Raw genomic sequence first — 12,451 nt, 5'->3', positions numbered from 1 at the left:
AGCACGAGAGCGGTGTCGACGTTGCACGGAACCGGCGGCGGCGACGCGACGATCGTGCGCGCGTTCATCGAGTCTCACGACGCGACGGCTCCTCATCGCCGCCCACATCGGCTCGCTCGTCTCCTTCGCTGACATGCCACGGTCCCGCATCGACACACGCTCGTCACCCTGCCCGTCGTCGGCCCGGAGACCCTCGACAGGCTGCAGAACCTCGTTGTCGTGACCATGCGGATGATCGGCGACGGACTGGTGCCCGGCGGCGTGCTCTCCCCGAACGTGTACTCCGCTCGCGGCGAATCTCCGGCAAGCCCTCGACGACTCGGCCGCGGCCGGGAAGGACCTCGGGACAGCGGGAGGGTCGATCGACTCGTGACGGGTGGTGGCCACCGGCCGCTTCCGGGACGGGTCGCCACCGTCTCGGCGACCGAGAGAGCTCAGCGACCGCATCCGGAGTAGCGTGAGGCCGTGCGCGACGTCCAACAGCAGATCATCTCCGAGCTCCACGTCTCTCCCACCGTCGATCCGGCCGCCGAGGTCGAACGGCGCAGCGGCTTCCTCGCCGATTACCTCCGCGGCACGGGCGCGAAGGGCCTCGTCCTCGGCATCAGCGGCGGGCAGGATTCGAGCCTGGCCGGCCGACTCTGCCAGCTCGCGGTCGAGCGGGTGCGCGCGAGCGGAGGGGATGCCTCCTTCATCGCGGTCCGCCTGCCGTACCGGGCGCAGGCCGACGAGGAGGACGCCCAACTCGCCCTCGGCTTCATCCGGCCCGACCGCCAGGTGGTGTTCGACATCCACCAGGGCGTCGACGGCGTCGCCGCGGCGTTCGGCGACGCGGTCGGTGAGCCGATCAGCGATTTCGTCAAGGGCAACGTGAAGGCGCGGATGCGGATGGTCGCCCAGTATGCGATTGCCGGTCAGACGGGCATGCTCGTCGTCGGCACCGACCACGCTGCCGAGGCGGTCACCGGCTTCTTCACCAAGTACGGCGACGGCGGCGCCGACGTCCTCCCCCTCACCGGCCTCACCAAGCGGCAGGGCCGCTCGCTCCTGGAGAACCTCGACGCTCCGGCCCGCCTCTACGAGAAGGCGCCCACCGCGGACCTCCTCGATGACAACCCCGGCCAGACCGACGAGACGAACCTCGGCCTCACCTACGCCGACCTCGACGCGTACCTGGAGGGCGGCGACGTCGACCCGGCTATTGCCGAGGCGATCGAAGCGCGGTACGCCGCGACCGAGCACAAGCGCCAGGTGCCGCTGTCGATGTTCGATGACTGGTGGCGCTGACGCCGCGCTGGGACTATCCGTTCGCGGCACCGCTGAGGTCGAGGGCGGCGATGATGCGCTGCTCGTCGGGGTGCGCGAGGCGCTCGGCGTCCGGAGCGTGTCGAGGAGGAGGCGGACGTGGCCCAAGCCTGTGGGACTTTCACCCGGTCGGGCGAGGCGGCGGCCAAGGCGCGCATGGAGAAGACGTTGCTGCGGGACGGGCCGGTCATCGCGGGAGACTCACGGCGCACGTCGTCGGCGAGTCGATCAGAAACGTGGGTCCCCACGGCTCCTTCGCCTGCTGCTCGAGGATGGCGTGACCGAGGTCCCAGTAGCTGATGAGCTGCGTGTGTACAGTACGCTGGGCGCGCAGCTGCATGCCCTGGACACGTGAGGCAGCGCGCTGAGAAACGGCTCGCACCCGACTCGCTGAGCGGGTGCCCCCGGGGCATGGTTCGTCTGCGGCACCCTGAGGGCGATGCGGTAGCGAGTGGCGAGCCGGTCGATGGTGATGGGGCCTCCGTCACGACGTGGTGGGCGGGCAGCGGGAACCTCTGGCCGGCCCCGCTCGCGGCGCAAGGAAGGCCAGCCGCGCTGCGAGCGGGTCCGGTGCGACCTTCTAGGGACGCACGAGGGTCTTGATCGCGCGGCGCTCGTCCATCGCGGCGTATGCCTCCGCGATCTCGTCCAGCGGCAGCTCCAGATCGAAGACGAGACCGGGCTCGATCGCGCCGCTGAGCACGTCCGGCAGCAGCTCGGCCATGTAGCCGCGCACCGGCGCGACTCCACCGTTGACGCCCACGTTCGAGCCGAACATTTGCCGCACCGGCAGCTCCGGGCCGCCGTTGGGAACGCCGACATAGCCGACCATGCCGCCGGGGCGGGCGGAGTCGAGTGCCTGCTGCATCGACTCCTTGGTGCCGACGCACTCGAGCACGCAGTCTGCGCCGATTCCGTCGGTCAGCTCGCGAACGCGTGCCACGCCCTCGTCGCCGCGGGTCTCGACGATGTGCGTCGCTCCGAAGCGGCGGGCAAGGTTTTGCCGCGATTCGTGCCGCGACATCGCGATGATCGTGGTGGCGCCGAGGCGCTTGGCCGCGAGGACCGCGCAGAGACCGACCGCCCCGTCGCCGACGACCGCGACGGTCGAGCCCGCAGTGACACCGGCCGAGACGGCGGCGTGGTGGCCGGTGCCCATGACATCGGCGAGGGTGAGCAGGCTGGGGATGAGCGCGGGGTCCGGGTCGGCGTCGACGCGGAAGAGCGTGCCGTCGGCGAGAGGGACGCGCACCTTCTCGCCCTGGGCGCCATCGGCGAAGCCCTCCTCGTGCACGTCTGCGCCCCACCAGCCGCCGTTCAGGCAGGAGGTGGAGACGCCGTTGGCACAGTTCGCGCAGGTGCCGTCGCAGACGTAGAACGGGGCGATCACGAAGTCGCCGACTGCGACATCGTGCACCTTGTCGCCGATCTCCTCGACCACGCCGACGAACTCGTGGCCGATGCGGTGCGCCTCCGTAGTGGGCGTGACGCCGCGGTAGGGCCAGAGGTCCGAGCCGCAGACGCACGCCGCGGTGACGCGGACGATCGCGTCGCGTCCGGTGGAGAGCTGCGGGTCGGGGACCTCCTCGAGTCGGACGTCGCGCTCGCCGTGGATGAGTGTTGCTCGCATAGGTGCTCCTGGTCGAGAGGGGTGGGGTCGGCGTCAACGGTACGCCGGTGCCGCGCGCGGATGCTGCCGCGGCGGGGGCTTGCACGAACGCGAGACGACGCTCTCACCGACGGAGCGGCAGCACGGAGCGGAGCAGCGACGGGTGGAGCGGCCCGGCATCACGGCGGCACCTCCACCCACCCGTTGCGCCCGACCACGACGTGAGCCAGGAACCGCAAACCGCAGGCCTGGGCTCCGTCCTCGATGGCGCGGGTGGCCGCCCGGTCGGAAGGGAGCACGACCGCCTCGCCCGAGTGGCTGTGCGCGAGCCCGATGCCCGCGGCTCCCCGCGCGAGCACCTCGGCCAGCACGGCGGACACCGGGAGCTCGGCGTGCGCGGGAGGGCCGTCGGCCAGGGTCAGCACGTCGCGCACGGCTCCGGACTCGGCGAGCGCCACGGCGAGCACAGTCTCGAGCGGCCGCGCGGCGAGCAGCGGAGTGACGAGGGCAGCCAGACCCGCGGCGTCGGTCACGCGGGCGGCGCGCGAGGCGCGGTTCATCCTCCGTCGCAGCTCGAAGGAGGCGACCAGCCGGCATGCGGCGACCTCGCCGATGCCGCGGTGCCGCATCAGGTCGTTCACGCCGGCGCGGGCGACGGCGTCGATGCCGCCGAAGCGGGCGAGGAGGCGCTGCGCCACGACGGTCGCGTTGGCGCCGCGGACACCGGCTCCGATGAGCACGGCAAGGGTCTCGGCGTCGGTGAGCGCCTCGGGACCGCGGGCACGCAGGCGCTCGCGCGGCCGCTGCTCGGGAGAGAGGTCAGCCATGCGCGGCGATTCGAAGGACATGCCCGCGACGCTACGCAGGCCACCGTCGCCGCGGGCGCTTGCGACCGCATCTGTGGACAATCGAGCCCTCACCGCCCCCTGTGGAGGAGCCTTGGCCGCCGCTCGCCGTCGCGAGTGTCCAGGAGTTGTCGCACTCGGCGTCGAGTGCGACAACTTGTGGATACTCGCGGCGGCGACCGCAGCGGCGACGGCGCGCAACCGGCCTACGCCGGCTCCGTTATGCCCGCCGTCACCGACAGGCTCTCGCCGTCCGGCGCCACATCCACCAGCACCACGTCCCCGTCGCGCACCGTCCCGCCGAGAAGCGCCGTCGCCAGCTGGTCGTCGATCGCCCGCTGCATCAGCCTGCGCAGCGGCCTCGCCCCGTACTGCGGGTCGTAGCCGCGCTCGGCCAGCCACCCGCGGGCGGCCGGCGTCACCGCCAGGTCGAGCCGTCGCTCCGACAGCCGCTTCGACAGCCGGTCGACGTACAGCGACACGATCTCGCCCAGCTCGGTGCGGTCGAGCGCGTCGAAGATCACGATGTCGTCGAGCCGGTTCACGAACTCCGGCTTGAAGGCCTGGCGCACCAGCTGCTGCACCGCCTCCTCCTTCTGCGCTCGCGAGAGCGCCGGGTCGATGAGGATCTGCGAGCCCAGGTTGGAGGTGAGGATGAGGATCGTGTTGCGGAAGTCGACCGTGCGCCCCTGCCCATCGGTGAGCCGGCCGTCGTCGAGCACCTGCAGCAGCACGTCGAACACCTCGGGGTGCGCCTTCTCGATCTCATCGAGCAGCACCACCGAGTAGGGGCGACGGCGCACCGCCTCCGTCAGCTGACCGCCCTGCTCGTAGCCGATGTAGCCGGGAGGAGCGCCGACCAGCCGCGAGACCGCGAACTTCTCGCCGTACTCCGACATGTCGATCCGGACCATCGCCTTCTCGTCGTCGAAAAGATGACCGGCGAGCGCCTTCGCCAACTCGGTCTTGCCGACACCGGTCGGCCCGAGGAAGAGGAAGGAGCCGGTGGGCCGGTCGGGGTCGGCGATGCCCGCGCGCGTGCGGCGCACGGCGTCCGACACGGCCGACACCGCTTCGTCCTGCCCGATCAAGCGCCGATGCAGCTCGGTCTCGAGGTGCAGGAGCTTTTCGGTCTCGCCTTGCAGGAGGCGCCCCACCGGGATGCCGGTCCAGGCCGCGATGACCGCCGCGATGTCGTCGGCCGTCACCTGCTCATTGACCATGCGGCCTTCGAGCGGCTCCTCCTCGGCCTCGGCCGCCGAGAGCTCGCGTTCGATCACCGGGATGTCACCGTAGAGCAGCTTTGACGCGCGCTCCAGCTTCCCCTCGCGCTGCGCCCGCTCGGCCGCGATCCGCAGGGCGTCGAGCCGGTTCTTCAGCTCACCGACACGGTTGAGGGAGGCGCGCTCGCGCTCCCAGCGCTCCTGGAGCTCGTCGAGCTGGCCCGTGCGGCGGGCGAGGTCCTCGCGCAGCTTCTCCAACCGCGCCTTCGAGGCCTCGTCCTTCTCCTTCTTCAACGCCAGCTCCTCCAGCTTCAACCGGTCGACGGAGCGACGCAGCTCGTCGATCTCGACCGGCGCGGAGTCGATCTCCATCCGGAGCCGTGACGCGGCCTCATCGATCAGGTCGATCGCCTTGTCCGGCAGCTGACGGGCGGTGATGTAGCGGTTCGAGAGCGACGCGGCGGCGACCAGAGCGGAGTCGGCGATGGCCACCTTGTGGTGCGCCTCATAGCGCTCCTTCAACCCGCGGAGGATCGCGACGGTGTCCTCGACGGTCGGCTCGCCGACGAACACCTGCTGGAATCGGCGCTCGAGGGCCGCGTCTTTCTCGATGTACTGACGGTACTCATCGAGCGTCGTCGCGCCGATCATCCGCAGCTCACCGCGGGCCAGCATGGGCTTGAGCATGTTCGCCGCCGCCACCGAACCCTCGCCGCCGCCCGCGCCCATCAGGGTGTGCAGCTCGTCGATGAAGGTGATGATCCGACCGTCGGAGTCCTGAATCTCCTGGAGCACGGCCTTGAGCCGCTCCTCGAACTCGCCGCGGTACTTCGCGCCGGCGATCAGGGCCGAAAGGTCGAGGCTGACGAGCTGCTTGCCCTTGAGGCTCTCGGCGACGTCGCCCGCGACGATCCGCTGGGCGAGCCCCTCGACGACAGCGGTCTTGCCGACGCCGGGCTCACCGATGAGAACCGGATTGTTCTTGGTGCGGCGCGTGAGCACCTGACTGACGCGCCGGATCTCGGCGTCCCGTCCGATCACCGGATCGAGCTTGCCGCTCGCCGCGATGGCGGTCAGGTTGACGCCGTACTGCTCGAGAGCGGATTTTTCGTCCTGCTGGGGCATCCGACCGGCCTGCATAATGGTGGCCTCCTCCGTGACTCAGAAGTTGAGTTCGTTGGACTCAACTTTACCCCCGTCGGGGCCCGGGAGGTCAGGCCGTCAGTCGATCGCTGTGCCGGCCCCGCAGGACTTCGAGTGCCCTTCGGAGGATCGAGCGCAGCCGGAACTCGTCGACCCCGGTCAACGCCGCGATCTCGCCCTGCGAGAAACCGCCGGCTGCGGCGAGCAGCAGTAGCTCCCGGTCGGGACAGTCCAGGCCGAGCAGACCACCGCCGAGCGGACGGCGACCGAGCTCATTCGCGGAGCCGAGGGTCTCGCAGAGCACCTCGAGGATCCAGAGCACGGGCTCGGACGAGTGGGCCCCCTCGCGGGCACGGCGCCAGAGTGCGGTGAAGACGCCGGTACAGAGGCGGTCGCGGCCGACCGAGTCGGCCTGCACGGTTCCGATACACGCGGAGACGAGGCCACCGAAGCGGTCGACGAGCTCTCCCAGAGCGGAGCTGTCTCCCGCGGCGGTGCGCGTCAGCAAACGGGCGGCGTCCAGCGTCAGCGGCGGACGCACTCGTCCTTCGCTCGCCCCACCGCCCCCAGCACTCACAGGCTCCAGCGTGTCACCGACTCCGCGACTGCGGGACCAGTTGCACAAAAGGGGGGTGACAGGTATGCAGCGGATCCACTACCCGTCATCAGAGGCGCGGCCAGCGCGCGCGGGCGAAGCAGAAGAGCCCGTAGGCGATGAGCCCGTAGGCGATGAGCCCGACGGCGACGACACCCAGGAGGAACACGCCCGCGGGCAGACCCACGAGCGACCGCAACGCCTCATCGATCCCGCCCGTCTGCTCCGGATCGTGGCTGACGGCGGCGACGATCAGCAACACGCCCAGAACGGCGAGCACGACACCCTTGGCGATAGAGCCCACGATCCCCAGCCCGGTGACGACCGTGCCCGCGGCGCCCGCCGGCTTCGCGACATTCTCGAGAAACCTCCTGCTCGCTTCGCGGTAGACGAAGACGCCACCGACGGCGAGGACGGCCAGTCCCGCGATCACGAGCAGCGCGACTCCGCCCGGCGCGGCGAGGACCTGGGCACTCGCGTGTCCGGACACCGTGGGGTCGAACGGTGAGTTTGTCCGAACGTTGGACCGAACGGGGGCTTTCCACACCTCGGCTGTCCACACCTCGGCGCCCGATGCTCCGCCATTCCGGGTACGTCAGGAGGCGGTTGTCCACACCTCTCCACAGGGTTGTCCACAGCTGTGGAATCGCTAGAGGGACGAGCGGATCAGACGTCGACGGCTCGGACGAGACCGTCCTGCACACCGCCGAGCCAGTCGTAGACGCTGCGAATCGCGGCCACGCTCCCCTCCTTCGGCTCGACGTCGTCGGTGTCGTCGATGCCGAGGCGCACGGCGAGGGCGAGCCGCATATCGGTCAGAGCGCGGAGCCACGCGATGGCCTGCGACTCGTCGAGCCGGACCGCCACCTCGCCGAGCCCCTCGAAGATCCGGCCGTGGCTCGTGCCGTCGCCCGCGTCCAGGGCGGCCGTGACGGCGCGGGCATCGTCCATCTTGCGGGCGGCGAGATCCGGAGCGGTGAAGCGGCGGAACTCGTCGGCCGCCTCGGCGTCGTCGCGGTAGGCGTCGGGCAGGAGTCGGGCGAGCGCGGGATCTGAGCGCGCCTGCTCGGAGGATGCGCCACGGTCGAGCAGTTCGAGCATCTCGCCGGCCAGGTGGCGGAGGATCCCGGCCTCCTCGCGGTCGAAGCGGGCGATCGCCTCGCCGGAGGAGTCGCGACGGAAGGCGCGCATCAGCGCGCTCCGTCCGGGCGGGGTCGGCGGCACCGCGGGGCGCTTGCGCGAGAATCCCGGAGCTCGCTCATGCGTCGGCCTTGTGCAGCGTCGCCCAAAGGCCGTAGCCGTGCATCGCCTCCACGTGCCGCTCCATCTCCTCGCGGTTGCCGGTCGCGACGACCGCGCGCCCCTCCGTGTGCACCTGGAGCATCAGCCGCTCGGCCTCGGCCCGGTTGAATCCGAAGTAGCTGCGGAACACGTACGACACGTAGGACATCAGGTTGACCGGATCGTCCCAGACCAGCACGATCCACGGGACTTCGGCCGCCGATCGGGTCGCTACCCGCTCGTCCGCGCGCTCGATCGTGTCCGCCATCCCCCCAGCGTAAGTCGCGCCGACGCAGGAGCGGCGCGCCGGCGTCCCGCGCCCGCCCACGACGCGAGACTCCAGAAGTTGTCGCAGTCGACGCCGAGTGCGACAACTTCTGGATAGTGGGTGCGGGCCCCGGACCGACGGAGGCTACGAGAATCTAAGAGTTGTCGCAGTCGATGCCGAGTGCGACAACTTTTGGACAGTGGGGCTCCCGATGCGGGTCCGCTCTACGCCGAGAGCTTGGGCAGCACTTCCCGGGCGAAGAAGTCGAGGTGATCGAGGTCCTGCAGGTCCATGAACTGGAGGTAGACGCGCTCGCAGCCCGCCTCGCGCAGGGACTCGAGGCGGTCGACCGCCTCGTCCACTCCGCCCGCTACTCCGTGCTCGCGCAGCTCGGCCGGCTCACGGCCGATCGCCGCCGCCCGGCGCGTGAACTCCGACTCATGGCCGCCGCCCACCGCGATCAACGCGACCGAGTGCACAAGCGTCGAGGGCTCGCGCCCGATCGCGCGGCAGGCCTCGTCGGCCCGCGCGAAGGCACCCGGAATCGCGTCGAACTCGGGGAACGGCAGGTTGAAGTCGCTCGCGAACCGCGCCGCGAGCGCCGGGGTCCGCTTCGGCCCTCCGCCGCCGACGATCACCGGCAGCGGCAGGCGCGCGGGCTTGGGCAGCGCCGGCGAGTCGGTCAGCGTGTAGTGCTCACCGGCGAAGGAGTAGCGCTCGCCGACCGGCGTGGACCACAGGCCCGTCACGATCTCGAGCTGCTCCTCCAGCAGGTCGAAACGGCGCGGCGGGAAGGGGATCCCGTAGGCCGCGTGCTCCTGCTCGAACCAGCCCGTGCCCAGCCCGAGCTCGGCGCGACCGCCGGACATCGCGTCGACCTGGGCGACCTGGATCGCGAGGATCCCCGGTGGCCGGTAGGTGACGGAGGAGACGAGAGTGCCGAGCGCGATCCGCTCGGTTTCGCGGGCGAGGCCGGCGAGGGTGGTCCACGCGTCGGAGGGGCCGACGCCGGGATCGCCGTCACCCATCCGGAGGTAGTGGTCGGAGCGGAAGAAGCCGTCGTAGCCGAGGGCTTCGGTGGCCTGCGCGACGGCGAGGAGATCCTCGTAGCTCGCGCCCTGCTGGGGTTCGGTGAAGACTCTGAACTGCACGGGTCCAGCCTCGCGCACCCGGGCCGGATCGCGCGAGCCCGGCCGACCGGCCGCTGACCGGCCGCCGTGTACCGTGGCAGGTTGCCGCCGACGAGAGGACCCCCATGTCCGAGCATCCGTCCTCCCCGGACGCCGCCACCGCGACCGCGGGCGTGACCATCCCCGAGCACCGCCTGGCCCGATGGGTCTTCTGGCCAGCAGCAGCCCTGACCCTCTCGATCGCGGCCTTCGCCATTCTCGCGCCGAACGCCGCAACCGCCGTCTTCTCGACGCTGCAGACCACGGTTGTCAACACGTTCAGCTGGTATTACGTGCTGATCGCCGCGGTCTTTGTCGCGTTCGCGGTCTGGATGGGCGTCAGCCGCTTCGGCGACATCACGCTCGGCGCCGACGACGACAAACCCGAGTTCTCGATGCTCGCCTGGATCTCACTCCTCTTCGCCGCCGGCATGGGCATCGGCCTCGTCTTCTACGGCGTCGCGGAGCCGCTCACCCACTTCGCCACTCCGCGCCCCGGGGTCACCGGTGACGAGACGGAGCTCGCGCAGAGCGCGATCTCGCAGACCTACCTGCACTGGGGCGTCCACGCCTGGTCGATCTACGTCGTCGTCGGCCTCGCCCTCGCGTACGCGATCCATCGCCGCAAGCGGCCGGTATCGATCCGCTGGGCGCTGGAGCCGCTGCTGGGCCGCCGGGTCCGCGGAGGCTGGGGCAACGCGATCGACGTGGTCGCCCTGGTCGGCACGATGTTCGGAGTCGCGACCTCGCTGGGGCTCGGCGTCACTCAGATCTCGGCGGGCCTGGAGGCGAGCGGCATCGTGGAGTCGTCGCTCGCCGTGCAGATCGTGGTCATCGCGGTGGTCACCGGCCTGACCGTCTTCTCGCTGATCTCGGGCGTGGGCAAGGGCATGAAGTGGCTCTCGACCGCGAATCTACTGCTCGCGGCGGCCCTTCTGGTCTTCGTGCTGGTCGCGGGGCCGACGCAGTTCCTGCTCCGCGAGTTCGTCCAATCGCTCGGCAACTACCTGCAGAACTTCATCGGCCTGACGTTCACGGTCAGCGCCTACTCCGGCCGCGCGGGCGAGGAGTGGCAGGCCTCGTGGACCACGTTCTACTGGGGCTGGTGGATGTCGTGGGCGCCGTTCGTGGGTATCTTCATCGCTCGCGTCTCGAAGGGCCGCACCGTCCGCGAGTTCGTCGTCGGCGTCCTGCTCGTGCCGACGATCATGACCTTCCTCTGGTTCAGCGTCCTCGGCGGCACCGCCATCTATCGCGAGCTCTACGGCACCGGCGGTCTCGTCGGCGCGGACGGCGCGGTGGACACCAATACGGCCCTGTTCTCGATGCTGCAGCAACTGCCCGCCGGCTCGGTGCTGACCGTCGGCGCGATCATCCTGATCGGCATCTTCTTCGTGACCTCCGCCGACTCCGGCGCCCTGGTGATGGCGATGATCGCGACCGGCGGCCAGGCCGAGCCGCGCAACCCGATTCGCGTCTTCTTCGCCGTCGCGACCGCGCTGCTCGCCCTCTCGCTCCTGGTCGCCGGCGGACTCGACGCCCTGCAGACCGCCGCGATCCTCTCGGCCCTGCCGTTCAGCGTCGTGATGATCCTGATGTGCATCGCCACCGTGATCGCCTTCCGACGGGAGATCCGCGCCTACGACCGGGCCCGTCGCACGGCGCTCGTCGGCGACATCGGCACGTTCTACGGCCTCGAGGTCGAGGATCCGACCGAACGCGAGCCCGCTCATCCGCTCAAGCGGCTCGCGGAGCGACTGAAGGCCAGGCCGAAGGAGTAGCCCGACCACCTCGGGCAGCTGCGCGGCCGAGTCAGTGCACGTCGGTGAAGATCACCGTCGAGTGCTGGTCCACGTGCACCTGGACGATCAGTGCGGCTGGGTCGGCGACGGAGAAGGCGCGCTTCCAGGTCACCGAGCCTCCGGGGAGCACGGCGGTGGTCGGGTCGTTGAAGGTCTCGCCCGAGTCGTAGTCCGAGATGCGGGAGGCCTCGACACCGCCGGAGGACGCGTCGATGACCACGTACGGCTCGTACGGCTTGTCGGAGTTGTTCTTGAGGACGAACGTGAGGACCACGTTCTGCGCCTGGTCGGCTCCCGTCGCGTACTTGCCGGGCTGGTACGGCGCCGGGGAGGAGGCGCCGATCGCGATGCCGTCGTCGAACACCACGCCGTCGTTGAAGGTCGACGTCATCTGCTCCTCCTGGGCGGTGCCGGGACGCGAGACCGCTTGCTGCTTCCCGACGGCGCTGAGCACACCGAAGACCGTGACCACGACCACGACCACTGCGAGGACAACCCCGAGCGCGCCCAGGACGATCCCGCTCACAGCGAACCCCTTCGGCGGGCGCTTCTTCGCCAGGCAGACGATGCCCATGATCACCGCGGTGATGCCCGCCGGAGCGCCGAGTACCGGCACGAAGGCGAGGGGCACGGCGGCGATCCCGAGGATCAGAGCCGTAATGGCGAGGGCACTGCGGGCGGGCACGGACGGCGGCGCGGATCCGGCCGAGGGCGCGGGCGCGGCCCCTGCATCGGGACGAGGAGGAAGGGACTGAGGAGCGTGATGAGCATCTGTCATTCCTCCACTCTGCCCGAGAGGACGTCCCGCTCCTTCAGGATGGCGCGGAACGCCGCCCGCCCCGAGAGCACTCCGCGGAGATCAGCTGGGCGACGGGATGACGGGGTGCTCCGGCGGGTCCTGGTCGTCGTCGAGGCGGGCATCGGCGCCCTGGTCGAGTGCTTCGTCGACAGCCTCGGGGTCGTCGATCTCGGGTGGGACCGGCAGGGAACCGCCGTCGGGTCGGGTGGTGTCGGTGACGTCCTCGGGGGCGTCGAAGCCGAAGCTGCTCATCATTCCCTCTCCGCGCTCCGCCCGGGAGGCGGCGCTGCTGCGGGCAGCCTAGATCGCGGCGCGGGGCGCGGTCACGGACTTGACGACGGGGGCAGAACACCGATCGAGGACGAGCATTCTTGTCGAGTTCACGAGAAGTGAACACGACCACTGAACAGCC

General features: G+C 70.4%; 12 protein-coding genes. 2 read left to right on the top strand and 10 right to left on the bottom strand.

Annotated features, from left to right (window positions below; translation table 11 throughout):
* Nucleotides 1-465: 465 nt before the first annotated feature.
* Nucleotides 466-1,287 (top strand): ammonia-dependent NAD(+) synthetase, encoded by an 822-nt coding sequence (gene nadE / locus A6122_RS00805; RefSeq protein ID WP_068250424.1) that lies wholly within the window; start codon nucleotides 466-468, stop codon nucleotides 1,285-1,287.
* Between the two features lie 598 nt (nucleotides 1,288-1,885).
* Here the strand turns inward: nadE and A6122_RS00800 are convergent.
* From A6122_RS00800 to A6122_RS00765, 8 genes are all read right to left on the bottom strand, one after another.
* Nucleotides 1,886-2,935 carry a zinc-dependent alcohol dehydrogenase family protein gene (locus A6122_RS00800; RefSeq protein ID WP_068250420.1) on the bottom strand — a complete coding sequence of 350 codons (1,050 nt, stop codon included), beginning with the start codon at nucleotides 2,933-2,935 and terminating at the stop codon, nucleotides 1,886-1,888.
* 158 nt (nucleotides 2,936-3,093) lie between these two features.
* Nucleotides 3,094-3,741 carry a JAB domain-containing protein gene (locus tag A6122_RS00795; protein ID WP_068250418.1) on the bottom strand — a complete coding sequence of 216 codons (648 nt, stop codon included), beginning with the start codon at nucleotides 3,739-3,741 and terminating at the stop codon, nucleotides 3,094-3,096.
* Between the two features lie 224 nt (nucleotides 3,742-3,965).
* Nucleotides 3,966-6,122, bottom strand: coding sequence for an ATP-dependent Clp protease ATP-binding subunit (locus tag A6122_RS00790; protein ID WP_084415718.1), 2,157 nt, complete (start codon nucleotides 6,120-6,122; stop codon nucleotides 3,966-3,968).
* Between the two features lie 73 nt (nucleotides 6,123-6,195).
* Nucleotides 6,196-6,666 carry an RNA polymerase sigma factor sigma-70 region 4 domain-containing protein gene (locus A6122_RS00785; protein WP_068250415.1) on the bottom strand — a complete coding sequence of 157 codons (471 nt, stop codon included), beginning with the start codon at nucleotides 6,664-6,666 and terminating at the stop codon, nucleotides 6,196-6,198.
* A gap of 124 nt (nucleotides 6,667-6,790) precedes the next feature.
* The gene (locus tag A6122_RS00780; protein ID WP_068250412.1) at nucleotides 6,791-7,210 is read right to left on the bottom strand and encodes a DUF1206 domain-containing protein; all 420 of its coding nucleotides are present in this window, start codon (nucleotides 7,208-7,210) and stop codon (nucleotides 6,791-6,793) included.
* A gap of 176 nt (nucleotides 7,211-7,386) precedes the next feature.
* Nucleotides 7,387-7,911 (bottom strand): DUF2017 domain-containing protein, encoded by a 525-nt coding sequence (locus A6122_RS00775; protein ID WP_068250409.1) that lies wholly within the window; start codon nucleotides 7,909-7,911, stop codon nucleotides 7,387-7,389.
* Between the two features lie 67 nt (nucleotides 7,912-7,978).
* Nucleotides 7,979-8,269, bottom strand: a complete 291-nt coding sequence (gene clpS / locus A6122_RS00770) for an ATP-dependent Clp protease adapter ClpS (protein WP_068250406.1) — start codon at nucleotides 8,267-8,269, stop codon at nucleotides 7,979-7,981.
* Between the two features lie 224 nt (nucleotides 8,270-8,493).
* Nucleotides 8,494-9,420: an LLM class F420-dependent oxidoreductase gene (locus A6122_RS00765; protein WP_068250403.1), complete on the bottom strand. Its 927-nt coding sequence runs from the start codon at nucleotides 9,418-9,420 to the stop codon at nucleotides 8,494-8,496.
* A 104-nt stretch (nucleotides 9,421-9,524) separates the two neighbouring features.
* Between A6122_RS00765 and A6122_RS00760 the strand changes: the two genes are divergently transcribed.
* The gene (locus tag A6122_RS00760) at nucleotides 9,525-11,219 is read left to right on the top strand and encodes a BCCT family transporter (protein ID WP_084415716.1); all 1,695 of its coding nucleotides are present in this window, start codon (nucleotides 9,525-9,527) and stop codon (nucleotides 11,217-11,219) included.
* Between the two features lie 31 nt (nucleotides 11,220-11,250).
* On the opposite strand, the gene A6122_RS00755 is transcribed toward A6122_RS00760, so the two are convergent.
* Both A6122_RS00755 and A6122_RS00750 read right to left on the bottom strand, forming a co-directional pair.
* Complete coding sequence (locus A6122_RS00755; RefSeq protein ID WP_068250400.1) at nucleotides 11,251-11,925, bottom strand: DUF4190 domain-containing protein; 675 nt, start codon at nucleotides 11,923-11,925, stop codon at nucleotides 11,251-11,253.
* Between the two features lie 174 nt (nucleotides 11,926-12,099).
* A complete protein-coding gene (locus A6122_RS00750) occupies nucleotides 12,100-12,294 on the bottom strand; it encodes a hypothetical protein (protein ID WP_068250397.1) in 195 nt (64 codons plus the stop codon).
* Nucleotides 12,295-12,451: the final 157 nt, after the last annotated feature.

Origin of the sequence: Rathayibacter tritici (genome assembly GCF_001641005.1) — a bacterium.
Classification (GTDB): Bacteria; Actinomycetota; Actinomycetes; order Actinomycetales; family Microbacteriaceae; genus Rathayibacter; species Rathayibacter tritici.
Note: the sequence above shows the minus strand (reverse complement) of the source record. Positions and strands in the feature narration are given on the sequence as shown.